At 63.1% G+C, this 23,050-nt stretch carries 25 protein-coding genes; 15 read left to right on the forward strand and 10 right to left on the reverse strand.

The genetic code is table 11. The features are described 5' to 3' along the window. Positions 1 to 17 precede the first annotated feature (17 nt). The 4 genes from ADBZ9O_RS19155 to ADBZ9O_RS19170 all read left to right on the forward strand — a co-directional run bounded on the left by ADBZ9O_RS19155 (position 18) and on the right by ADBZ9O_RS19170 (position 2,879). Positions 18 to 911 (forward strand): helix-turn-helix domain-containing protein, encoded by an 894-nt coding sequence (locus tag ADBZ9O_RS19155; protein ID WP_526524531.1) that lies wholly within the window; start codon positions 18 to 20, stop codon positions 909 to 911. A gap of 156 nt (positions 912 to 1,067) precedes the next feature. After that, positions 1,068 to 1,697, forward strand: a complete 630-nt coding sequence (locus tag ADBZ9O_RS19160; protein ID WP_526524532.1) for a C39 family peptidase — start codon at positions 1,068 to 1,070, stop codon at positions 1,695 to 1,697. Between the two features lie 63 nt (positions 1,698 to 1,760). Continuing rightward, the gene (locus tag ADBZ9O_RS19165; protein WP_526524533.1) at positions 1,761 to 2,165 is read left to right on the forward strand and encodes a nuclear transport factor 2 family protein; all 405 of its coding nucleotides are present in this window, start codon (positions 1,761 to 1,763) and stop codon (positions 2,163 to 2,165) included. Positions 2,166 to 2,186: 21 nt separating this feature from the next. Beyond that, positions 2,187 to 2,879, forward strand: a complete 693-nt coding sequence (locus ADBZ9O_RS19170) for a helix-turn-helix transcriptional regulator (protein WP_526524534.1) — start codon at positions 2,187 to 2,189, stop codon at positions 2,877 to 2,879. Between the two features lie 24 nt (positions 2,880 to 2,903). Here the strand turns inward: ADBZ9O_RS19170 and ADBZ9O_RS19175 are convergent, their stop codons facing one another. Continuing rightward, a complete protein-coding gene (locus ADBZ9O_RS19175; protein WP_526524535.1) occupies positions 2,904 to 3,113 on the reverse strand; it encodes a hypothetical protein in 210 nt (69 codons plus the stop codon). A gap of 105 nt (positions 3,114 to 3,218) precedes the next feature. On the opposite strand from ADBZ9O_RS19175, the gene ADBZ9O_RS19180 reads away from it, so the two are divergent. Both ADBZ9O_RS19180 and ADBZ9O_RS19185 read left to right on the forward strand, forming a co-directional pair. After that, the gene (locus tag ADBZ9O_RS19180) at positions 3,219 to 3,425 is read left to right on the forward strand and encodes an antitoxin MazE-like protein (protein WP_526524536.1); all 207 of its coding nucleotides are present in this window, start codon (positions 3,219 to 3,221) and stop codon (positions 3,423 to 3,425) included. Continuing rightward, on the forward strand, positions 3,422 to 3,757 hold the full coding sequence (locus ADBZ9O_RS19185; protein ID WP_526524537.1) for a type II toxin-antitoxin system PemK/MazF family toxin: 336 nt from the start codon (positions 3,422 to 3,424) through the stop codon (positions 3,755 to 3,757). Before ADBZ9O_RS19180 ends, ADBZ9O_RS19185 begins: the two co-directional genes overlap by 4 nt. 59 nt (positions 3,758 to 3,816) lie before the next feature. Here the strand turns inward: ADBZ9O_RS19185 and ADBZ9O_RS19190 are convergent, their stop codons facing one another. Both ADBZ9O_RS19190 and ADBZ9O_RS19195 read right to left on the reverse strand, forming a co-directional pair. After that, a complete protein-coding gene (locus tag ADBZ9O_RS19190; protein WP_526524538.1) occupies positions 3,817 to 4,116 on the reverse strand; it encodes a hypothetical protein in 300 nt (99 codons plus the stop codon). A 224-nt stretch (positions 4,117 to 4,340) separates the two neighbouring features. Then, the gene (locus ADBZ9O_RS19195; RefSeq protein WP_526524539.1) at positions 4,341 to 5,159 is read right to left on the reverse strand and encodes an LLM class F420-dependent oxidoreductase; all 819 of its coding nucleotides are present in this window, start codon (positions 5,157 to 5,159) and stop codon (positions 4,341 to 4,343) included. A gap of 218 nt (positions 5,160 to 5,377) precedes the next feature. Between ADBZ9O_RS19195 and ADBZ9O_RS19200 the strand changes: the two genes are divergently transcribed. From ADBZ9O_RS19200 to ADBZ9O_RS19225, 6 genes are all read left to right on the forward strand, one after another. Beyond that, positions 5,378 to 6,271, forward strand: a complete 894-nt coding sequence (locus ADBZ9O_RS19200; protein WP_526524540.1) for a LysR family transcriptional regulator — start codon at positions 5,378 to 5,380, stop codon at positions 6,269 to 6,271. 187 nt (positions 6,272 to 6,458) lie between these two features. Then, positions 6,459 to 6,695 (forward strand): type II toxin-antitoxin system Phd/YefM family antitoxin, encoded by a 237-nt coding sequence (locus ADBZ9O_RS19205; RefSeq protein WP_526524541.1) that lies wholly within the window; start codon positions 6,459 to 6,461, stop codon positions 6,693 to 6,695. A gap of 20 nt (positions 6,696 to 6,715) precedes the next feature. Continuing rightward, complete coding sequence (locus ADBZ9O_RS19210; RefSeq protein ID WP_167159810.1) at positions 6,716 to 7,114, forward strand: type II toxin-antitoxin system VapC family toxin; 399 nt, start codon at positions 6,716 to 6,718, stop codon at positions 7,112 to 7,114. Between the two features lie 544 nt (positions 7,115 to 7,658). Next, on the forward strand, positions 7,659 to 8,810 hold the full coding sequence (locus tag ADBZ9O_RS19215; RefSeq protein WP_526524542.1) for a GGDEF domain-containing protein: 1,152 nt from the start codon (positions 7,659 to 7,661) through the stop codon (positions 8,808 to 8,810). 632 nt (positions 8,811 to 9,442) lie between these two features. Beyond that, entirely contained in the window at positions 9,443 to 10,534 is a 1,092-nt protein-coding gene (locus ADBZ9O_RS19220; RefSeq protein WP_526524543.1) for a site-specific integrase, read from the forward strand. Positions 10,535 to 10,613: 79 nt separating this feature from the next. After that, positions 10,614 to 12,551, forward strand: coding sequence for a DUF4365 domain-containing protein (locus ADBZ9O_RS19225; protein WP_526524544.1), 1,938 nt, complete (start codon positions 10,614 to 10,616; stop codon positions 12,549 to 12,551). Here ADBZ9O_RS19225 and ADBZ9O_RS19230 read toward each other — a convergent pair. The 6 genes from ADBZ9O_RS19230 to ADBZ9O_RS19255 all read right to left on the reverse strand — a co-directional run bounded on the left by ADBZ9O_RS19230 (position 12,499) and on the right by ADBZ9O_RS19255 (position 19,233). Beyond that, a protein-coding gene (locus tag ADBZ9O_RS19230; RefSeq protein WP_526523762.1) for an IS3 family transposase occupies positions 12,499 to 13,658 on the reverse strand; the annotation gives its coding sequence in 2 pieces (ribosomal slippage) (positions 12,499 to 13,367 and positions 13,367 to 13,658; 1,161 coding nt in all). The two genes, ADBZ9O_RS19225 and ADBZ9O_RS19230, sit on opposite strands and share 53 nt — an antisense overlap. Before the next feature lie 820 nt (positions 13,659 to 14,478). Beyond that, the gene (locus tag ADBZ9O_RS19235; protein WP_526524545.1) at positions 14,479 to 15,444 is read right to left on the reverse strand and encodes an LLM class flavin-dependent oxidoreductase; all 966 of its coding nucleotides are present in this window, start codon (positions 15,442 to 15,444) and stop codon (positions 14,479 to 14,481) included. 11 nt (positions 15,445 to 15,455) lie between these two features. Continuing rightward, positions 15,456 to 15,923, reverse strand: a complete 468-nt coding sequence (locus tag ADBZ9O_RS19240; RefSeq protein WP_526524546.1) for a VOC family protein — start codon at positions 15,921 to 15,923, stop codon at positions 15,456 to 15,458. Positions 15,924 to 15,946: 23 nt separating this feature from the next. Beyond that, positions 15,947 to 16,696, reverse strand: coding sequence for an SDR family NAD(P)-dependent oxidoreductase (locus ADBZ9O_RS19245; RefSeq protein WP_526524547.1), 750 nt, complete (start codon positions 16,694 to 16,696; stop codon positions 15,947 to 15,949). Then, positions 16,693 to 17,958: an alkyl sulfatase dimerization domain-containing protein gene (locus tag ADBZ9O_RS19250; RefSeq protein WP_526524548.1), complete on the reverse strand. Its 1,266-nt coding sequence runs from the start codon at positions 17,956 to 17,958 to the stop codon at positions 16,693 to 16,695. Before ADBZ9O_RS19250 ends, ADBZ9O_RS19245 begins: the two co-directional genes overlap by 4 nt. A gap of 9 nt (positions 17,959 to 17,967) precedes the next feature. Further along, positions 17,968 to 19,233, reverse strand: coding sequence for a sulfotransferase (locus ADBZ9O_RS19255; protein ID WP_526524549.1), 1,266 nt, complete (start codon positions 19,231 to 19,233; stop codon positions 17,968 to 17,970). A 57-nt stretch (positions 19,234 to 19,290) separates the two neighbouring features. Here ADBZ9O_RS19255 and ADBZ9O_RS19260 point away from each other — a divergent pair, with 57 nt between their 5' ends. Together ADBZ9O_RS19260 and ADBZ9O_RS19265 are read left to right on the forward strand one after the other, a co-directional pair. Then, positions 19,291 to 20,178 (forward strand): helix-turn-helix domain-containing protein, encoded by an 888-nt coding sequence (locus tag ADBZ9O_RS19260; protein WP_526524550.1) that lies wholly within the window; start codon positions 19,291 to 19,293, stop codon positions 20,176 to 20,178. A 46-nt stretch (positions 20,179 to 20,224) separates the two neighbouring features. Continuing rightward, on the forward strand, positions 20,225 to 21,235 hold the full coding sequence (locus ADBZ9O_RS19265) for a zinc-dependent alcohol dehydrogenase (RefSeq protein WP_526524551.1): 1,011 nt from the start codon (positions 20,225 to 20,227) through the stop codon (positions 21,233 to 21,235). Positions 21,236 to 21,277: 42 nt separating this feature from the next. Here ADBZ9O_RS19265 and ADBZ9O_RS19270 read toward each other — a convergent pair whose 3' ends face one another. After that, positions 21,278 to 21,874 carry a TetR family transcriptional regulator gene (locus ADBZ9O_RS19270; RefSeq protein WP_526524552.1) on the reverse strand — a complete coding sequence of 199 codons (597 nt, stop codon included), beginning with the start codon at positions 21,872 to 21,874 and terminating at the stop codon, positions 21,278 to 21,280. Between the two features lie 39 nt (positions 21,875 to 21,913). On the opposite strand from ADBZ9O_RS19270, the gene ADBZ9O_RS19275 reads away from it, so the two are divergent. Continuing rightward, on the forward strand, positions 21,914 to 23,041 hold the full coding sequence (locus ADBZ9O_RS19275; RefSeq protein ID WP_526524553.1) for an Rv3169 family protein: 1,128 nt from the start codon (positions 21,914 to 21,916) through the stop codon (positions 23,039 to 23,041). Positions 23,042 to 23,050: the final 9 nt, after the last annotated feature.

The following is a 23,050-nucleotide window of genomic DNA, read 5'->3' on the forward strand; positions in this document are numbered from 1 at the left end:
GGGCCTACGGTGAGTGGATGGCCGCCACGCTTGATCTGCGCACCGAGATCCGAGAGTTTCTGAGGTCGCGTCGCGCCCGTATCGCGCCTGAAATGGCCGGACTGCCCGCCTACGGTGGGAATCGTCGGGTCAAGGGTCTACGTCGAGAAGAGGTAGCGCTACTCGCTGGGGTCTCGGTCGAGTACTACGTGCGCATTGAGCGCGGCGGCCTGGCTGGCACCTCAGAGGGCGTGCTCGACGCGCTGGCCACGGCCTTACAACTCAACGAAGCCGAGCGCGATCATCTGTTCCATCTCGCACGCCAGTCTGCGGCGCGCGGTGGTCGACGACACCGCAAGACTCCCGCGACGGTGCGGCCGGCGCTGCAAGATGTGCTCGACGCTATTACCGGTGCGCCGGCGTTGATCCGTAATGGGCGCTACGACGTACTCGCGATGAATCACCTTGGCCGGGCGTTGTATTCACCGGTGCTGGCCGACCCGCGACGGCCCGCCAACACCGCCCGGTTCGTCTACATGAATCTCAGCGAAGCCGAGACGTTCTTCGTCGACTACGGCCAGACGGCGCGAAATGCGGCCGCGATGTTGCGTATGGAACTGGGGCGAAATCCCCACGACGAGGAACTCATCGCCTTGGTGAGCGAATTGTCAACGTGCAGTGAGCTGTTCCGGCAGCAGTGGGCATCTCAGGACGTCCGAATGAAGGGATACGGGAGCAAGAGCGTGAACCATCCGGTGGTGGGCCGGCTTGACCTGAATTTCGAGTCCATGGATCTGCCCACCGAACCTGGCCTGCAGTTAAATGTCTACACCGCACCTGCGGGATCGCCGGCCGCTGACAATCTGGCCCTGTTGGCGTCGTGGGCCAGCCAGAAGACGTTAGCGACCGAGCTTCATGCCTCCAGCGGATAACCCGCCCTTGAGTCCGTCCGCGTCAGGGTAGGGCAACCGCGGTCTGTTCCTCGGCGGAGCCAATCGCACGCCGAGATTCCATCAAGAATCCGACAAGGGCGCTCAGCGATCCTTTTCTCAACGCAGCCGATTCCCGGCCCAGAGAGGAAAGACATCATGAACAAGACCTTCGCCCGCAACGTTGTCACCGTCGGCCTTATCGGTGGTGCTGCCATCGGTCTTTCCGGTGTCGCGCATGCCGAGACCTACGGGGATCCCGACGGAATGGCCGGATGGCAGATCGCGCAGGCATACAACGATTGCGCGATCATGGCCGCTGCTGACGTGATCGGCCAGATGACCGGGAACGAGCCAGCCGAAGACGAGATCGTCAACTACGCCAAGGACACTCGCAGCGTATCCCGGCCCGGAGACATGATCTTCCGCTTCGACAAGTTCGACGGCGACCCAGATGGCGGCACCGTCTTCGCGGATCTGCCGGTCGTGCTTGGTCACTACGGTGTCAGCTCAAAATTCATCGAGAACGCCAGCCTCGGTTCCATCGAGCATGTATTGGCCAACGACGGCGCCGTCATTGTGAACCTCAACGCCGAGTTGATCTGGGATACCGAAGGTGACCGCACCGAGTCCGACCACGCGCTGGTGGTTACCGGCGTCGACACCGATAACGGGATCGTGCACCTCAACGACAGCGGTGGCGACGACGGCGCCGATGAGCAGGTCAGCATCAGCACCTTCAACGCCTCTTGGGCCACGAGCGGAAACGAGATGGTGGTCACCACGTAGCCCCCGACATGGCGCGCAGAACACCGACACACCGTTGTCGCGCCAGTGTCTGAAGCTGGTGTCATGAACGAGAACGCAAACATGGTGGATAGAAATGCAACTGCTTCGGATGCGGCGCTGGCGGTGTGGTTGGAGATGTGGAACTCCGACAGTGAGATCGCACGTCGGATCTGTAGCAACGATTTCCGGGTTCATTTCCTGAACTCCGATGCCGATGGGTCGAACCCGGGCGACGACGTGCTGGGCGCGCAGAGTTTCGCTGGGTTCCTGGATGTGTTTCGCGAGCGTCATCCGGATGTGGTCTTCACCGAGGTCACGCGGGCTGTGGACGGCGCGCACGGGCGGATGCTGTGGAACATGCAGGTCGGGGATCTTGCGGTGGGCGGGATCGATGTCTTCGACTTCACCGACGATGGACTGATCCGCGAAGTGTGGTCGGTGAATGGGACGCGCGCGCACCTCACCTGAGACCGGGGGAGACTCACACTCATGAGGAGAGCCGAGCGGTTGTACGCGCTGGTCGATCTGCTGCGCGGATCACGCCGGCCGTTGTCAGCCGCTCGGCTCTCGGAGGAGTTCGAGGTGTCGAAGCGCACGATCGAACGCGACATTCAGTCCCTCCAGCTTGCGGGGGTCCCGATCTACGCCGACCACGGAGTGTCCGGCGGGTACTCGATCCTGCGGGAACACTCACTGCCGCCGCTGAATCTCTCGGTGCCGGAGTCGTTGGCGGTCCTCGCGGGGCTTGGTTTGTTGGAGAACTCGCCGTACGGTGCGGCGGCGCGTCGGGCGCGGGCCAAGGTCCTCGCGATCAGCCGCGAGGATCAGCTAGCGCCAGTCGACGAGGCGTTGGCGTCGATGTTCGTCATCGACGCCCAGGCGTCGTCTGAGGCGGCGATCTCGCTGATTCCCGAGGCGATCGCCGCGCGCCGCGTCATACGGCTGGATTACACCTCTGAGGACGGCGAGACCCACACCACCCGTGACGTGGAGGCGATGGGCCTGTTGCGCGGAGGTGATTCGTGGATGTTCGTGGGATGGTGTCGGCTGCGCAAAGGCATCCGCGGATTTCACCTCGACCGCATTCGGCACCTGGAGATCACCGGAGAGGTGTTTCCCGAGCGCGATCCTGCGGTGCTGGACACGGACCTGTCGCGGTGGCGCACTCGGCGGCTCGGATGACGTGTCAGGCCGCGTTGCGACGGTTCACGCAACACTGCTGACGATCGCCATAACCAGCCCACCCAGGGTCAGCACCCCGACCATCACCGCGGCGGCGATCGCCCGGCCCCGTCGGTGCCGGCGTGCGTCGTAGATCGCCACCGCGATGCCGGCGAAGATCAACGCTGCATAGGCAGCCAGGCCCAGCGTCAGCGTCGCCGTCGACGCGGCGCTGGCCAGGGTCTCGTTGTGCACGCCGTGAGCCTACGACGCGAACGGAAGTGTCACGCCGCCAGGCAGTTCGGACCCCTGCCTGACGATCCAGCGCCTTAAACTAAGCGTTACATGTAACATTGCTCCATGGCGGTGAGGGACAGGGTCGGCGAGTACCGACGACGGATGCGTGAGCGTGGCCTCAGGCCGCTGCAGGTATGGGTGCCTGACGTGCGGACCGAGACCTTCGCGGCCGAGGCGCACAGGCAAGCCTCACTGGTGGCGAGGGCGGAAGCCAACAGTGACGACCAAGACTTCATTGAGGCGATCTCGGCGCGGTGGGACGAGGAGTGAATCGAGGGGAAATCTGGACCGTGGCCGGAGGTGTTTACGCGGCGAAGCCGCGCCCGGCGGTAATCGTTCAGGATGACCTCTTCGATGCCACGAATTCGGTCACCGTAGCGCCGATGACCGGCACGCTGCTGGATGCTCCGCTGATGCGCATTCGCGTTGTTGGCGGCGGAGATGGGCGACTTTCGGGACTCGACCACGATAGTGACGTGATGATCGACAAGCTCACGACGGTCCGAAGGTCGAACGTCCACACCCGGGTTGGCCGGCTGACAGCCGAGCAACTCGTTCAGGTCGAGCGGGGAATGATGGCATTCCTCGGCCTTGCTCGATGAAACGCGCCGAGTACCACGTCGCGGTTTCGTAGCGGAACGATGCCGGGGGATCTGCAGACTTAACTCGACGAACGCAGGATGTCGTCCGGGGACACCGTTTCGACGAACGCGCGTGCCGCTGCGGCAAGTTTCGTGTCCACGGTGGCCGGCGCGTCCGCTTGCAGTTGGTTCAGTGCGATGTACTCGGCTGGGTAAGTGTCCGGCCAGTTCAGTTTGGTGGCTATTCGCCATGCGTGATCCTGCAGTGATCGGTCGCCGAGGAGCCGGATCCGCAGCCCACGGATGCTGTCGAGAACCTTCCTGCCCGTCCGTTCCTCGATCTCGCCGCGGTGCACCGACTCGTAAACGAGTGCGAGCACCTGAGAGCGCAGCAGCGTGGGAGTTCTGAAGGCGCGAGGTCTTGACCAAGGATGGAATGGCTCAGCTGAGCGACGACGATTTCGATGGCGTCGAAACCTTTGGTGACTCTTCGTGGCCAATCTCGGTGAGATCGCAATACAGAAAACCATCACGTTGTTGTTCCCCAGGATGGAGTTCACCCGAGGGCGCAACCGGATGTGCTCGCCGAACACACCGGTCCTTGTCACTGCTGTGTATCGCGCCAGGCCAGCATTTGTTCGACAACGGCGAAGTCGTAACCATCGATAGTGGGGTGAATCTCGGTGGTGAAGGTGGTGACGCCGGCGCGCCGAAACGCATCGGCGTTATCGGCGCCATGCCATCGCACCGAACGCTCAATGGCCGAGCTTTTGCGGCCCATCTCGGCGGCGAGGTCGTCGACCCGGGCGGCGGCGTCGCGGAATTCTTCTACAGTTTGCAAGTTGGTGTGCCAGATGTCGGCGTGCCTGGCAACGGCGGGCAGTGCGCGTTTGGGGCCGGCGCCGCCGATCAGAATTGGAATCTTGCGTAGCGGGGCGGGTTGAAGCATCGTTAGTCGCGCTGCGATGCGTTCCAACCCGGCGTCGAGCAGATCAAACCGCGACTTCACCGTGCCGAAGTCATATCCGTAGGTCGTGTAGTCCTTCTCATACCAGCCGGCTCCGATGCCCAGGATCAGTCGGCCGCCACTGATGTGGTCCACGGTGCGGGCCATGTCGGCGAGCAGATCGGGGTTGCGGTAGGCGATTCCGGTCACCAGAGTCCCTATGTCGGGGCGCTGGGTGATTTCGCCCCAGGTGGCCAGCGCGGTCCATCCTTCGAAATTGTTCACGTCGGGTTGCACCTCGTCGAGTACGGGCAGGCCGCCGGTGACACCGCTGGCCGCCGGCGCATGGAAGTGGTCGTAACCGAAGATGATGTCGACACCCAAGACTTCGGCATGGATCACCGCGTTGCGCCACGTCCGATAGTCCGGCGTCCCGCCGGGCCATAGTTGCACTCCGATGCGTATTGGTCGACTCATGTGCTTTCCCATCAATTCTGTTTCTGTAGTTCACGATTGGGCGTGCTCGGTCGTGCTCAGCCCCTCAGAGGGCAGGACCCGGCTGCCCCTCCCATGGCTGTCCTGCTTCGGCGCTACGCCGCGTCTTCACCACCGTAGGAGCGACCTGACATAGAGGCAAATAGTGGCAACGTATGCTCTGCATTGACATTTCCTATGGCAGACGAAGGTGGATGCGTATGAACCTGCGCCAATACGAATACGCACTCACCGTCGCCGAGGAGGGGTCCATGACAGCCGCAGCAGAACGTCTGCGGGTCACCCAGCCGTCGCTGTCGCAGCAGATCGGCACCTTGGAGAAGCACCTCGGGGTGCAGCTGTTCACGCGCACCCCGAGCGGGGTGACGGTGACGGTGGCCGGGCGGGCCTTCCTCGCGGAGGCGACGATCGCGACAACCGCCTCCCGGCGCGCCATCGCTGCCGCCCGCGCCGCCAACGGGGAACTGTCAGGCGAACTCGTCATCGCCGTCCACATGGGTCTCGGTGCACGCCAATTACCCCAGGCTTTGGGGCAGCTCCGCAATCGCCATCCGAAGCTGCAAGTGACTCTCCACGAGGAGCCCGATCCCGCGGACATGGAACGATTGCTGCGCCAGGGAGCACTGGACATGGTCCTTGTGCACCGCATCCCCGTCGGATGTTCCTTCGACACTCATCCGCTGGGTGAGGAAGCCTACGTCGCCGTCTTGCCGAAGGGGCACCCGTGCCATTCCGACGGTGCCGCTCTGCGCCTTGAAGATCTGGCGTCAGAGGGGTGGATCCGGTTCCGGCGCACCAGCCTGCTCGACGACTATCTCGCCCGGCTGCTGGCCACTGCGGGCCTCAGCCCGCACACGGTGGCCCGAGCGTCACAGATCTCCACTGCTGTGCGGCTCGTGGCGCAGGGATTGGGCGTCACAGTGGTCCCGGCGTCGGCTATTCCTGAAGGCTTCGAAGAACTAGCCTGCCCACTACTACCCGCCCTGACCGAGCCCGTTCTCGTCGGCGTGCGGCGCAATCCGGGTTCGGCGGAGACGGCCATGCTCGACCATCTCAGCCAACAGAACTGGTGCGGCACAAGCCTCCTCACATAGGGCCTCGGCGTCGACGACGTCAGCTGGCCCGTGCGGGTGAGGGAGGGCCGCTCAAAGTGTTCCTGATTCACCAGATGAAAACGGCGTACTTTACTGGTAACGCTGCATATTCGATTCCTGCATATTCGCGCGGGTTGAGCAGCTACGCCTCTCGTACCAGCGTCTCACCGGTGATACACTTGGCCGCATGGACACGGTGACGGTGCGCGATCTTCGGAACAACGGGGGAGAAGTCCTGCGTCGCGTCGAGCACGGCGAACGCATCGTCGTTACTCGCGACGGTGCGCCGGTGGCTGAGCTCCGCCCTCTGCCCCGATCTAGCGCCGGCCCGGCCGAACTCATTCGTCGCCGCAAGAATCTTCCGCAGGTGAGCCCCGATGCGCTCCGGCGCGACATCGACAATCTGATCGACCCGTCGCCGTGACAGAAGCTTCGAGCCAGGGGATGCTGGACACCTCGACGGTGATCCTTCTCGGCCAGATATCCGACCCCTCCGAGCTTCCCGATGAATCGGCGATTAGCGCGATAACGCTCGCCGAGCTTTCCGTAGGTCCGCACGTAGCGCGCGACGATACCGAGCGCAGCGCCCGTCAGCAGCACCTGCAGCAGGCCGAGGCGGACTTCGATGTTCTTCCGTTCGATGGTGATTGCGCACGGGCATTTGGCGCCGTCGCGGCGGCACTGCGCGCATCGGGGCGTAAGCCCGCGGCACGCGCGTATGACGCGCTCATCGCAGCCAGCGCGATCGCGCATGCGTTGCCGCTCTACACCTGTAACCCATCCGACTTCGCAGGAATCCCGCGACTTGAGCTCCGGTCGGTCACCCATCCTCATCACCAGTAGACGCGACGCTACTCGACTGCGCGGTGCCGAAAAACGTTGGGCAACAATAGAATATGCAGTACGCTACCGGTAACCCGCCATATTCGATTTCGCCGTATTCTCCGCTCCGCAGGCCGAGCTGACCCAGCACTTGGCGCGAGAAGCGGGCGAGCGCGGGATCGACCTACGGTGGGGGCACCGCCTCACCGGCTTCACGCAGCACGACGGCTCGGTCACCGCTCAGGTAGAGGGACCGGACGGCCCGTGGGAGCCAGCGAACGCTACCTGGTCGGCGCAGACGGCGGGCACAGTCGGACGGCCAGGAAACCCCAAGCCAGGCGGGGAGGAACCTACCCGTGAGGTAACACCGGGGTCGACCGTGCACTTCACGTGGGCCACCGGGGTTCGCCTGCAACCGTGCCGAGACGGCCCAACAGGCTACCTTCGTGCGTGTGAAGCATGCCCCGGCCCCGGACGTCTCCTTCGCAGGCTACCCGTCGGCCGGTTGCGAACGGGGGAGGGCGCGGAATGTGAACTGCTCAGGACCGCTTCCTGTGGGGCTGCGATGAGCCAGGGGTTGCTCGCTGTGATCGACTTCGGATCGTTCACCCTTATTGGCATCGGACTCGCGTTTGTCGTGCTCTGGGCGATCGATCGAAGTCGCGTTCATGCCTTGTTGTACGCGGCATCGATCCTGTGTTGCTTCGCCTCGAATTGGGTGCTGTCGTTTAATGGTGACGTAGCGCTTCTGTCGTCGATACACGGAATCTTGCTCCCGATCGGGTTCGTGTTGCTCGCCGACGGACTGCTGCGCCAATACGGTAAGCAGCTCGGCTGCGTCACCGCGATCGTAGTCGTCGTCGTACTGGCCGCCGGGGTGTGGTGCTTCGCGTATGTGGCGCCGATGGTAACTGGGCGCATCATCACTCAGAACCTTTGCCTCGGCCTGTTGCTGTCATTGACGACAGCACGCGTGTGGACGGCGTATCGGCGGCGACCCTCCGACCTGCTCGTAGTTATCGCCATAGTGCTGCTGTCGACCGGCATGTTCGGAAACGTCGTCCTTGCTCTGTTCTCGGACCTGCCACGTGAACTCACCACCGACGCTGCGATCGACCAGTTTGCGAAATCCCCTGTCGTGATCGGGATTACTGGTGTGAGCGCGGTCATTTTGCCGATGGCCTTGGTGGCTCTCCTCGCTGCGATCGCGGTCGACATAGTGGGCGACCTTCGTTTCGAACGGGACCGCGACGACCTCACTGGTCTACTCAACCGGCGCGGTTTTACCCAACGAGCTGAGAACATCCTGCGTAGTGCCTCCTCAGGCGCGCTGATCCTGGCGGATCTGGACTTCTTCAAAGAGGTCAATGACGAGCTAGGGCACGCTGGTGGGGATTTTGCGCTGACAACCTTCAGCGAGTTACTTCGCACTGCACCGGATATCGGCCAAGTGACCGGTCGCGTCGGGGGCGAGGAGTTCGCGGTACTCGCACCAAATGCCAGCATAAGGGAGGCGTATGCCTTCGCGGAGTCCGTGCGTGCCCGGCTCGCGGCGACGTCCATTTCGTATGGCAGCACTAGCACGTGGCTGACCGCGAGCTTTGGCGTCGCAACTGCGACGGCGCCAGTCTCTTTGCCTGAGCTGATGGATGCGGCCGACCGGGCGCTATATGACGCGAAGGCGATGGGCCGCAATTGCACGGCTCATCGCCAGTAGCCGTGGGCACCGAATACCGCGTGTTGCGCTGCGGCGGTTGCGGCCGGTAAGCCAAGCGCCGATGAGACTTGGCCGCAATCCGATGACCGTCAGGTCGATTGAGAAATCCGCCAACTCGAACGAGACCGGACAAGCGATAGGCGAGAATCGTTGGTCCGCAGCGCAATACCACGTACTCTAGTTGACATAATGTGGCTTATCGGCACAATATCTACGTGGGAAAACAACGCCGGGAACGGTTCTATGCGCACTTGTCCGATCCGGAACTAGTTGAGAGTAATCCGGGAAAACCTGAGAGCTGTCCGACTTCTCGCCTGCGTTCCAGAACTATCTGACAGCGCCACCCGCCTAGGCCTCCGCCCATGCACCTGCGCTTATTCGGCTGGCGAACCCATGGCGCCGAGCCTGAATCTCCGAATACCTGAGAGCGCCGGACCGGACGATTGACGGTCCAGAACTACCTGACACCGGCGGACACTCGCGACCTCGAAACCCTGCGCCCTAAGCTCAATTCGTCACAGTGACGTTACCACCGCGGTGCAGTGTCTCCCATTCGTCCAGCCCACAGCCGTGCAGATAACAATAATGTGGATAACGTTGATTATCCATCATTCATCTGGAAGCCTGATGCAGTGTCGAACGAGACAGATCCCGGACTCTCCGTCGCCGAAGACGCGCGCCAGGCCGCCTCCGCGCCGGCGGGTGCTGACTGCGAGATCCCCGAGTGGTTCCAGCAGTTCTCGGACCACCGGCAGGCCAGTAAACCCTCGGCGCACACGATGAAGGCCTATCGGCAAGACTTTATCGCCATCGCCAAACTGCTCGCAGACGGTGAACCAATCCAGCTCAGTCCAGCTGACATAACTCGCGATTCGATGCGTGCAGCATTCGCGGCATTTGCCGCCGATCACGAAGCCGCGTCGATCCGGCGCTGCTGGTCCACATGGAATGTGTTGTGCACCTTCCTCTATACCAACGAACTGTTGGCGGCCAACCCTATGCAGCTCGTTGGGCGCCCGAAGTTGAAGAAGCCGCTGCCGAAGGCTCTCCCCCGGACCGCGGTGGAAGCGCTGCTCTCTGCTGTCGCGCAGGAATCCGATACTCGCCGAACAGATTGGGAAGAAAGGGATCTCGCTCTCATTCTCACTGCACTTCTCGCTGGACTGCGGGCGGAAGAACTCCGACTGGTGGACGTGGGAGACGTGCGGACGCTCGACGACGGCTCTGCAGTAATCAACGTGAAAGGCAAAGGCGGCAAAGAACGAAGTGTCCCGATTGAGGCGGCACTGCTGGCGGTGATCGACACGTATATGGACAGTCGTGCCGGCCGGTTCCCTCAGGGGAAGAAACGCTCATCTACGTCGAGAAGCACGCCCCTGTCAGGGTGGCCATCTTCCGCACCGCTATTCGTCGGTCGAGATGGAGAACGAATCACGCGCGGCACTCTGCAATCTCGCATCAAGCGCGCCTTCAAGCGCGCCGGACCGGATGCGCGCCCGGTGCCGGGCGCCTTGGTACACGGCCTGCGTCACACCTATGCCACTGAACTCGCCACGTCGAACGTCAGCGTCTATACCCTCATGAAGCTCCTCGGCCACGAGTCGATGACGACATCGCAGCGCTACGTAACGGCCGCAGGTATCGAAACGCGAAGTGCTGCAGCGCAGAATCAGCTGTACGAATTGATTCCGACCACGAAAGTTGGTTCCCATGAACCCGCGTAGAGACTGCCAGGGGGCAAGGTGAAGCATGCCTAAGCAAGCAAGCGTCCAAGAGACGTTTGGCACCACGGGACAAAGTAGAGTGACCGCACAGTTCGAAAGAATGAATTGGGGCGTTGCGCCAAACCCGTACCACGATCTTGGAACAGACCTGTGGCTCATGGCTCGTGACGACCGCCGTTTCGACCTCGGTTTGCTCGTAGGCGCACAGGTCAAAACGAGCGAGTCGAAATCGGCGACGTCCAAATACTTCAAAGAGCCAAAACGCGAAGATGGCAAGGTCGTTGGATGGTGGTATCGCGAGTCGTCGCGCGATGACCACTTCGATGACTGGATAAAGCACACGATTCCGCACATCGTCGTACTGCATGATCTGAAGTCGGGCAAGTCGTACTGGGTGCACGTCACAAAAGATGCGATCATCCGGACCAAAGCCGGAACGAAGATCCTTGTACCGAAGAATCAGCAGATCAATGCTTCCAATGCGCAGCGACTTCTGGACGTCGCCATCAGTCAACGGGGAACGAAGAGCACATGGGAGGGGTCCATCTGGACAGACACTGCCGCACTCGGGCCCGAGGACCGTATTCGGTACGCACTGTTGACTCCCCGGCTCATGGCCAAGCGTCACCAGCCACGGGTCGACAACGATGAGAACCCCCCTGAAGCGATCGCGATGCTGGTCCAGCATCGACTGATGGAGCTGGATGGTTCTCGCGATCTCGCCGAGCATCTCCCGGGAATCGACCCGCCGCGGTTTCTGTCCGCACAGGAAGCAATGGCCTCCGACGATTGGGAGTGGAACCTGTACGGCGCCCTGCACAGTTACGTGCACAACGGCGACCCCGATGTATTCACGCCGCTGGTGGACGCGGCGGAACCAAGCACAGCGCAGCACGCGGCCGCCAGCGCAATTGGCGCTGCGACGTTAATTGAATCGGGCAGAATCCGTGAAGCGCTGGCCCTTTCTGCTGGCGCACTATCGAGCGCAACGAGCCTCGACCCTGTTAACTTCGCATGGATAGAGGTGCAGCAAGCGCGGTGCCTTCTCGAGCTAGGCAAGTACAAGAAGGCGCGGGAGTTAGCGATCCATGTTCAGCGCATTCAGGCGGCCGCAGCCGACGATCCGACCGCGATGGCGATCGCGGCAAGCGCCGCAGGCATCCTTTTACGTGCGAGCAACTGGAGCGTGCCAAGTTCAAACTTCCTGTCGGGCAACGACACTGCCGCGGGCTGGTGGCGAAACCAGACGATCGCTACAGGTCTGGAAATGTTCCTTGATGACAGGTTCGCATTGTGGGCCTCGGAGAGCGCTGAGTCTCCCAAACACCTGGGCGACACGTGGCGACAACTGAGGACGGCGACCCTGTTGAGCGGATTCGCCGGAGACCACGGCGCCTGGCGCACGGAGTACTCGCAGCTCGCTCAGTTCGTCTTTCAGGCTCACTCGGCCGGCGGCCTGTCTGCTGAAGCTTGCGCAGGCTTGCTGACCAACTTAAGGCTCGCTGGCGACGTCGACAGTGTTAAGAGTTGTGTCCAAAGACTCTTGATGGGCGGACCTGAGGAGGCGGTGCAGACGGCGTGCGCATCCGTTGACCTGCGAAAGTCGACGCATAGCACTGGAAGATCCGATCTAGAACTGATCGCTGCGGGCGTGGAGGTGCTTGACGAAGGTCGGATTGACAACTTCATTCGCGGATGCGTCGAGATCCTCGTGGATCAGCGGCGTTACGCGAAACGGGTCCGGCCCACGTTCCTAGTCCACCATTACGTGCTCCAGACCCTCGAAGCGCTTATGGGGAGTACATCAGCATCAGTGGAAGCTCGTCGAGTCTTTGTCGACTATTTCCTCGCGCTACCCGCGATCGAGGACCAGTCGATGGCGCACTCATTAGCACGTGTGCTGAAAGCGGTGCCCAAGAACGTAGGGACTGCCCCGAGTTCAGTTGACTCGCGGGGTGTGAATTTCAGGCCGCGGTTGCGGCTGGGGTGTGGAGCAGTTCGAACTCTATCGGGGTGAGCTTGCCAAGGGCGCGTTGGCGGCGGCGTCGGTGGTAGGTGCGCTCGATCCAGGTGACGATCGCCAGTCGCAGTTCGGCTCGGGTGGACCACCGTTGCCGGTCGAGGACGTTACGTTGCAATAGTGCGAAGAAAGACTCCATGGCGGCGTTATCTCCACATGCCCCGACGCGGCCCATGGAGCCTCGTAACCCGTTGTGCGACAGCATGTACACGAATTTCCGTGACCGGAATTGGCTGCCGCGGTCGGAATGCACGATCGTAGCGACGGGCGAGCGGACGCCGACGGCGTGACGCAGGGCGGCCACGGCCAGCGACGCCTTCATCCGCGAGTCGATCGAGTAGCCGACGATTCTGTTGGAGTACACGTCCTTGATGGCGCAGAGGTAGAGCTTGCCTTCATCGGTGCGGTGCTCGGTGATGTCGGTTAACCAGATCTCGTTGGCGGTCTGGGCAGAGAATTGGCGGCCAACGAGGTCGTCGTGCACGGGTGGCCCGGCCTTCCTGTTCAGTCCGCGCTTCTTGGCGAAGACCGACCAGATGCGTTCTTGCGAGCACAGTCGAGCCACTCTGTTCTCGCCGGCGATGATCCCGAGTGCGGGGAGTTCATCGGCGATGAAGCGGTAGCCGAAGGTGGGGTCGTCGGCGTGGATGTCGAGGGCGGCGTTGATGAGATGTGCATCGTCCAAGTCGCGTTGTGTCACAGGGGCTTTGCGCCACTTGTAGAACGCTTGGGTAGAGAAGCCAAGAACCCGGCAGGTCACCGTGACGGGGACACCGTCTGCGGCAAGATCAAGGACCAGCGGGTACATCATTTTGGGTTGACGTCCCGCGACAAGTAGCCGACGGCACGGCGCATGATCTCGGCTTCTTGCTCGAGGAGCTTGATCCGTTTGCGCGCTTCACGCAGCTCGGCAGAGACGTCACCCGCGGCCGCGGTTGCTCCTTTTCGGTCGATACCGTCTTCGCGGTCGGCGATCTTGAGCCAGCGATGCAGGCAGGCCTCGGAGATGCCGAAGTCCTTCGCGATCTGACGTAGCGGCGCCTCACCCTTGCGGGCTACAGCGATCACGTCAGCGCGGAACTCGGCGGGAAATGCTTTCGGCACGGAATTGATCCTTCCAGCAAGGACGAATCCTCACAGGTCAGGAGTCAACCAAACTGGGGGCAGTCCCGTGTCGAAATTGATGATGGACTGCGCCGACAAGTACAGCTGTGCGCAACGGCGATTGGGACCAGACGATTCCCGTGCGGTCAGTCGTTGGAGGGTCCTGCAGTCTCATGTCTTCCTGCATTTGCGCCGACACTCTCACCGAATTCTGGACGGCGCCGCTGAATACTTTCCGCGACTACTTGAGAGCTTGCAGCTCACAGGTTTACCGCGCTCTCAACATATCCAGGATCGGACAGCACTGACCTGCACTGACCCTTCATCGACCACGACGCCGACCACGCTTCTTTTGCGCAGGTGCGCGCCATTGCCGCAAGCAACTCCGTCATCCTCTTCGCTGCCAACCGCAAGTCGCGTGGTCCGGTGAGCCGTAGGTCTCTCGATGAACCACTTTGTCGGTCTGCCCATTGATTCCACGGCGGCCCCATCCACTGCTGTCGGGCCACCACAAAACGTCACTGTGACGAATGGCTATGTCCTGCTGGGTTATTGGCCATTTAGGTGAGACTGATTCTGCGATGGCTGCTGAGGAGCTTCCTGGCTTCGGCCCCTCGTGTTCCGCGTGCCGATGACGTTTCGCTGCCGGCCGCGCCGGCGGCGGTGCACGGCTTGATCCGGACGGAACAGTCAGTGGCGCAAAGCTTTCCGCGCACTCCCCTCAACTCTGCGCCCACTGACATATCGTCACTGTGACGATATGTCCGATCACGCGGGCCTCTCCGCGCAGTGCTTTTCGTGCAGATCTGATCGTTTCGATCTAAGCCAGTGCCGGCAGCACCACATCGGTGAGCAGTTGTACGGATTGCCAGGCATGTTCGACGGGCATCCCGCCGACCAAGGGATGCAGCACAATTGGCCCGAAATTCGGTGTCTGACGGACTTCGTCGACGAGCTGCTCAGGCGTCATCACACGATACCGGCCGGAGGCTCGCACCTCTTCGAGGGTTTGTACGCCGGGCAGGTGCATATGCGATCGGGTCGCGCCGTCAGCCCACTGTCCGTAGGTGACTGCTTCCCACAGGATGTGCTCACCGTAGTCGGCCCAGGCTTGGTCTGGATCGGGGTGCAGGTAGATCATCCCCCGCACCACCGGCGGCGGCATGATGACCAACGGCCGCACCCCAGCCGACCTGCAAAGCTCGGTGTAGTAGGCCGCCAAGTCCGGCCGGTGATCCGGAAGACTCAAGGGCAGTCCGAATCGCGCCGCACGCCGGGCTGTGGCACGTACCGCGCCTCCGACGTAGAGCGGGGGGTGCGGGCGAGTCCTGGTCACACAGCCATCCGAGGCGCCGCCATCCCACACGCGCAGCATCGTTTCGAGCAGCTCGTCCATGAGGTCACCGCGGCGGTCGAAATCGACACCGAGAGTGTCGTATTCGACGCGGCGATAGCCTAGCCCCAGTGTGGTGTGTAGTCGGCCGCCACTGGCGGCGTCGACCAGGGCGATGTCCTCGGCGAGGCGGACCGGATTCCACAGGGGCCCCAACGCGCAGTCCACGCTGGCGATCATGGTCCTGGTCCGTGCCAGGAACATCGACGCCGCCATGATCGGGTTGCAACTCCAGCCGTGCCCGGTCACATGATGCTCATCGACGCTCACCACCGAGACGCCCCGGGTATCGCCCCATTCGGCGAGTTCCAATGCCGTGGAGATCATCGTGCCTCGAACCTTCGGATCGCCTCCGGGCGAGGCGAAGTTGAAGCGCAGTACTGCCAGTGCCATTGCCGGGCTCCCTAATTGCTGAGTAGCTGTAGGAACGCCGCCCAGTCGCCGACGACGGCGCGATCGACGATCTCGATGCGGACACCGGCCGGATCGACGAAGTAGGCAAACAGCGAGGGCTGCGACGACGGCGAGTCTGCCGTGACTTCAAGCCGAAAGCCGCAATTGTGCAGCGCATCTGCAGTTTCGGTGAAGGAATCGGTGAAGTAACCCAAGTGGTGCACGGCGTTCCCGGGCGCACTCACCCACGGTGTGCCGGGCACGGCCTGGATCAACTCGATGTGCGGTGCTTGCAACGAGTAGACGAACGACATCTCGACGCGCCGGACGTCTGATCCGATGCGTACGGTCACGTCGTTGCTCATGGGTCTGGTCCAGCGGTAGCCGGCCATCTCGCCCAGGCGTGCCATCTCAGTTTCCAGGTCCGAGACGATGATCCCGGTGTGGTAGAGGTCAGAAGCGTTGAGCGGCAGGGCCATCGGTGAAAGTCCGTTTCTCTGTGTTAAACGCAATCGGATGCGGCGTCGACGACGAAGACCGCGCCACTGGTGTAGGCGCTCTGCTCGGTGCACAGGAAGGCGATGGTCGGTGCGACTTCGTCCACGGTGCCCAGCCGTCCGAGCGGGATGTGCGCAAGTTCGGCCGAGATGATGTCGGGCACCGTCTTGGCCGGCGCCATCATCGGCGTGTCGATGGTTCCTGGCGCGATCGCATTGACCCGGATCCCCTGGGGCGCCCACGTGACGGCGAGGTTGCGGGTGACATTGATGATCCCCGCCTTCGCCGCCGAATATCCCGGCACCAGCGGCACTGCGCGCAGCGCCGACATCGACGCCACATTCACGACGCTGGCTCCGCCAGGCATTTTCGAGGATGCCAACACCCGCCGTAGCCCGACGGTGAGCCGATAGGTTCCCGTCAGGTTCATGGCCACCGATAACGCAAATCCGTCGGGCTTGGACTCGTCGAGTCCATTCGGAAAGTTCGCGCCGCCGTTGTTGATCAGCACGTCCAGCTCGGTGATGGTGGCCGCGAGGTCGTCGACGGACTGCTCGTCGCTCAACGCCAGCCGGTGGTATCGCATGCCGGAGAGGTCGACGTCGTACTCCCCTGCCGCGGATCGGGTTCCGGTCACGACCACGGTGGCCCCGGCGTCGCGGAACAGCGTCGCGGTGGCCAACCCGATGCCACTGGTGCCGCCGGTAATGAGCACGTTGGTGCCGGTGAAATCGAAAGTGACACGAGCGGTCATCGGTATGCCTCGATCTGTTTGGTCAGCCACGCGCGTTCCCAGAAGTTGGTGGCCTCGGCGAGCAGGGTCTCATGGGCGGCGCACAGGAGCGCTCGGGCCTGTGCGTGGTCGGGGTCTACCGCAATCACGTTGTCAGCCAGGGCAATCGCACGTACCGCGCGGCCCGCGGCGAGGTGGTCCTGCGCACTCGCGAGCAAAGCGTCGGCACCGGCCAGTTCGACCACGTCGGTGGCAACGTCGGCGGGGCTGAGTGGGTACAGCTCACTGGTGGAGCGGTGGTGGAACCAACCGGTGTAGTTCTCCCAGATCGCCCTGACGTCCCAGGCGACCTTGCCGTAGCCTTGCCCGACCTCGAGGTGCGGTGGCAACGAGATGTCGCGCATCAGGGTCTGAACGTCTTTGCCGGCATTCATGCCGGCAACGGTTTCGTCGTGAATATAGGCGACAGCGTCGCGCAGCCGGGTGAGTTCGGCATGGATCCGGTCCGCGCCGGCGATTGCATCGAAGTGCCCGGTGATGAGTACTTCCGGACGCAGGTCACGGACCCGTTCGATTGAGGAGATCGCGGTCAGTGCGTCCCGGTAGCGGTCTCCACGCATGGTCACCAAGTTGGGGATGTGACCGAAGATCGGGCCGAAGACGTTGCCGCAGAGGCAGATCGACTGTTCGGGCAGCCAGACGACCAGCGAGTCGGTGGTTTCTCCACCGGGTGTGGCATACAACTCGATGCGGCGACCGCCCACGGTAAGGGCGCGGGTGTCCTCGACTTCGAGGTCGATGTCGGGGCTGGCCTGCGCCGGCAGTCGGCCCGGGAAGCGGCGTTGAATGGCCTTGATGCCCGCGGTGAGGGTGTCCGAGAAGGCGAAGGCGCTCTTGTGGGATCGGTAGACGGCCAGTCGTTCGTTGTCGTCGCGCCATTGGCGCCAGTTGGCCTGGCCGACGATCTGCGTGTCCGGGTCCCGCATGACGTCCACGCCACCAACGTGGTCGTAGTGGCCCTGGGTGAGGATGATGTAGCGCGTCGGTGAGGTGTCGACGGCGTCGAAATTGGCTCGGTGGACCGGGCTTTCGAAGCCCATGCCGGTGTTGACGATCACCCGCCCGTCGGAGGTGGTCAGCAGGTAGGTGTTGGACAGGCCTGGAGATTCCCAGATGCCGGGCGCGACTTCGACGGCTCGGGGTGCGGTCGCGGGAGCGAGGGCGTCGGCGCCCGGCCGGCTGCGGTAGACGGGTTCGAAGCCGGTGGGTGAGGTGGCGTTCATCGTCGTCTCCTAGTTTCTGCTGGCGTGTTCGGGGCGGACGTCGAAGCGATCAAAGTAGAAGCCGAACCGGGACCGTAGTTCGTCCGGACTGACGCCGAATTGGCCCTGCAGGTCGTATCGAATCGAGCCGTGCTTGCCGCGCGGGTTGGCGTCCAGGTACGCCTGCAGGGCCGTGCGCGCCGGCGCCGTCAGGTCCACCCCACCCTTGGCGTACAGCTGCTCGATCAGGTCGAGTTCGTGTCCGTTGAGGTTATGAAAACTGATGTCGATACTGCGGTCAGGCGAAACGAGTTCCCGATCGCGCACACACGCGCTCAACAGCCGGTGCACCCGGTCGGCCCAGTACTCGACCAACCATTCGGGATCTACGGTCTTGCGCCGCAACCGATCTGCATAGGCCATCATCGTGATCGCAGATTGGATGACCGCCACCGGGTCGCGGTGAGTAAAGGCCACGGCCGCATCGGGAAATGTCGCCATGAGTGGCCCGAGCTGTTCGCAGTGCTGCGGCGACTTCAGCACCCAGGTCCGCGGCCCCCGCAGAAACGTCAAGGCCTGCAACACCCTTTTCATATAGGCGTAGTGCACCGTCTGGTCGAGCTGGAGGTAGAAGTCGCGCCACCCAGGCACGCGGGCGTGCCATTCCAGAACGTAGGCCGCGAAGTCCAGGTCGAGAATCTCGACCTCTTCCTCGATGGCCTCAGGGAAGCGATCGTGCATCGCCGCCACATGGGGGGTGCTCATCATCATGGCGTCATGCTCGGCCTTGGCCGCGCTGTAACGCGGATCGACGCCGAACACGTCGGGTCCCCGTCCCGGCAGTGGCAGCGGTTCCTGACTCTCCCAGTAAGGCAGGGCCCGACGACGGGTATCGGCGGCCAGCAAGTTCACCAGATGTGTTGTGCCCGAACGTGGCATCCCGACCACGATGAACGGCTTCTCGATCTCGATCGCCTCGATCTCGGGATAGCGCTTGATCAGCGCCGCCAGGGACAGCCGATTGCGCAGCAGTCGCACCACTCGGGCTCGCAGCGTGCCCCTGCTCAGCTGCGTCAGCCCCTCGTCGCCCTCGATCGCCCGCACATAGGCGAGCAGCCGTTGGGTGACGCCGGGGTCGCCGAGATCGTCAGCGCCGGCCAGAACAACCGCCTCGCTGAGCAGGCGGTCCACGTCGAGGTCAACCGGTCGGGCCTCGGTGTAGTCGAGGATCTGACGCTGAACCTCGGTCAGCCGTGGTGCGGCCAGATCGTCGAACTCCAAGACACCGGTATCCATGAACGTCTCCCGTCGAGACTTGCATGCCGTCGAATATTCGACGTAGGCTTCGATATTATGACGCAGGCGACCGTAACCGGTGATGACGTTGACCGTCAAGCGACCTCTCCCCCGACCGAACGCGCGATCAAAATCGTGGAGCTCTTGGCCGCGGACAGCGCCGGCTCGATGACGCTGACCCAGATATCACGCACGCTGGAGATCAGCCGCCCGACGTGTCACGCGATCCTCGCCACCCTGACCGAGCATCGGTGGGCGGTTCGCGATGGGAACACCAACGGGTATTCGCTGGGGCCGGCCGTCGTGGCTCTGACCCGCAACGCCGGCGAGCGTCCCTTTCAGCACCTACTGCGCGAGTTACACACTGCCACTGGGCTTCCCACATTCGTTGCGCGGCGCGAAGCCGATATGATCGCGGTGATTGAGGCCGCCGGTGATGCGTCGCGCGGTCCGGCGTTGCAGCCCGGATTTCGGATGCCGCTGGTGGCTCCGTTCGGCCGAGACTTCGTCGCCTGGGCCGACGTCAGCACCCAGCAGCGCTGGCTCGACGGAATCGGTGAGCCATCCAGTGCGCTACGCGCTCGACTGTCTGAGGTGCTGGCCGAAGTGCGGGACCGCGGTGTGGTCCTGGAGCGACTCACCCCCGAATACGTGAGCGTCTATTCGGCCCTGCGTGCCATGGGCTCTCACGCCGGCGCCGACTCCATCACGATCCGGTTGGCGCAAGCCTTCGCTGACCTGACCGTGGTGGACTTCCTGCCTGGCGAACTCGACAGTCACACGACCGTCGCCATCGCCACGGTATCGGCGCCTATCCGCAATCCCGACGGCGCTGTCGTCATGTCGGTCACCGCCGCACCCTTCGGCGAACTCACCGCGTCAAAGGTCCGCTCCGTGAGCGCGCACGTGCTTGCCGCGGCCGCCGCCATGGAGGCAGCGCGTTGACCACCCTCGACTTTCGCAGCCGCCGACCTCACAAGAAGGGCCTGTCATGAAGAGAGCAATAGTCACCGCACCCGGAAAGATCGACGTGGTGGATGCTGAGCGGCCCAGCACCGGGCCGCGCGACGTGCTCGTTCGGATCCGCGCCTGTGGCATCTGTGGTTCGGACTCGCTCTACATCGCGATCGGCGGTCTTCCCCCGCACCACGGATGCATGCCGCTCGGGCACGAGGCTGCCGGTGAGGTCACCGAGGTGGGTGCTGAGGTCACCGGCATCGCCGTCGGCGATCATGTCGTCATCGACCCGATGGCCACGCCCGGCGACATCATCGGCAACGGCGGCGCCCAGGGCGGGCTCTCCGACTACCTGCTGATCGCCAACGCTCAGCGCGGCGTCGGCCTCGAAGTCGTCCCAGAGCACATTCCCTTCGAAGTCGCTGCCCTCAACGAACCCATGGCCGTGGCACTACACGCCGTCAACCGATGCAACCCCACACCTGGCGCCAAAGTGCTCATCTTCGGTGCTGGCCCCATCGGTCTTGGCGCCGTCCTGGCGTTCAGATCTCTTGGTGTGCACCAGATCGTCGTCGCCGATGTCATCGGATCTCGCCTCGAGAAGGCGCTGCAGGTCGGCGCCGACGCGGTCATCAACTCCGCCGAGGAGGACTTCGCCCAGCGCATCGTCGCCATCCACGGAGCCGGGGAAGCCATGTTTCCCGGAAAGGCTGACACCGACATCTACCTCGACGCGGCCGGTGTCCCCGCAGTCATCGAGTCCGCCATTGCCGTCGCCAAGAAGGGTGCCACACTCGGTGTCGTCGCGGTCCACAAAAAGCCGGTCCCCGTCGACTTCCTCAGCGTCATGAGCAACGAGATCACGTTGGTCGGCTCCATCGGGTATCCGACCGAAATCTTCGCTGTCACAGCGGATCTCGTGGCCAATTGGCAGAAGTACGCCCTCATCATCAGCCATACCATCGACTTCGCAGAACTCGATGACGCACTCACCCTTGCTTCCGACCCCGCCGCCGCAGACAAGATCGTCGTCACCATGAACTGACCGCGCCACTCCCCCTGCGCCTATGTCGCGTCGTGCAGGACATCAAACGGGCCAGCGCTCGGTGATCATCTCGGTCATTGCATTCACCCAGGCATCATCAAGGGCTGCGTCCTGGCGGATGAGGATCCGCAGAATCGCGGTGCCCGCCACCACTTCAGCGAGCATCGGTAGCTCGTCGTCACCGCGGCGTTCCTGACCGAAGTGGGATTCAAACGCCGCCAGATTCCCGGCCAAACGGCCGATCATCATGCTGTGCACGTCGGGGTCGGCGACGGTGTCGGCGATCAAACCCGGCAATGCCACCCGCACTTCCGGTCTGTCGAACATCGCGCGGATGGTCTCGACCAAGGCCCGGATGTCCTGACGGATATCAGTAGGACCGTCCGGCGTGGCGACCGCCTCGGCCGATAACACCGCCTCATGGACGAGCTGTGCCTTACCTGACCATCGCCGGTAGATGGCGGCCGTCGTCGTCCCGGCCCGTGCGGCGATCGCGGACAACGTCAACGCGGAATAACCCGTCTGAAGAATCAGCTCACGGGTGGCCGCGATGATCGCGGCGTCGATCCTGCCATCGCGTGGTCGCCCCGGCGTCGACCGCGCAGGCGCCTTGCCATCTCCGCGCTGATCTGCTGTCATGGTCCCAGTGTAGTTCCAATACAGTGCGCATCGTATCTGATGGAGAAATGTGTGAATCTGAGCCCGCTCGACGAGTACCCGATCCATCAGGCCCCGGCCCCGGTCTCGTCACCGGCCACGTCGGATCGCAATTTCTATGATCGGTCGTATTTCAACGTGCTCGACCGGGAAGGCCGCTTCATGGCCCTCACCGGAATTGGCTACTACCCGCGTCTCGGCGTGAAGGACGCCTACTTCCTGGTCCGGCGCGGCGACACCCAGACGGCCGTGCACTTCAGCGACGCGCTCGACGATGACCGTCTTCACCAGAACGTCAACGGTTACCGTCTCGACGTCATCGAACCACTGCAGGAATTACACCTGACGGTGGCCGAAACTGAAGGTATCTCCGCCGACCTGACCTGGCGCGGACTGTTCCCTGCCGCCCTGGAGCGACAGCACGAAATGCTGACTGAGCGACGAGTGACGTTGCAGGCGTGCCGTTTTGCCCAGGTAGGCAGTTGGCAGGGCTGGATCGACGTCGACGGTGACCGGTTGACCGTCGACCAGACCACCAGTGTGGGAAGCCGTGACCGGTCCTGGGGCATCCGACCCGTCGGTGAGCCTGAACCCGCAGGCCGTCCTGACACCGCATTTCAGGGAATGTGGTGGCTCTACCTGCCGTTGGCCTTCGACGACTACCAGTTGTTCCTGATCCTGCAGGAAGATCCCGACGGCCACCGCAGCCTCTACGACTGCACGCGGCGTTGGCGCGACGGCAGGGTTGAACAGCTCGACGGTGTGCGCGCGACGATCCACTACACCCCCGGAACGCGGATCCCCCACGGTGCCCACGTCGAATTCATGAACCGATCCGGAGATCGAATCCAGCTCGATGTCGAGTCTAAGCTGTTCGCGCCCATCGCTTTTGGCTCCGGCTACGGTGGCGATTCGTCATGGTCGCACGGCACCTGGAAGGGCGGACCGTTCGCCGAACGAGTCAGCTTCGACCTGACCGATCCGGAAGTGATGGCCAGGGCGGCGTTCAGTCTCATCGATCACGTCGGTACAGCGGTGTGTACCGAAGCCGACGGGACCGCCCGCAAGGGCGTCGGGCTGTTCGAGCACGCCATCATCGGCCCGCACCATCCGTCGGGCTTCTCCGACTGGACCGACGTGGCGGGCTAGGCGCGGCGA

It is taken from the genome of Mycobacterium sp. (genome assembly GCF_965229105.1).
In the GTDB taxonomy this organism is placed as follows: Bacteria; Actinomycetota; Actinomycetes; order Mycobacteriales; family Mycobacteriaceae; genus Mycobacterium.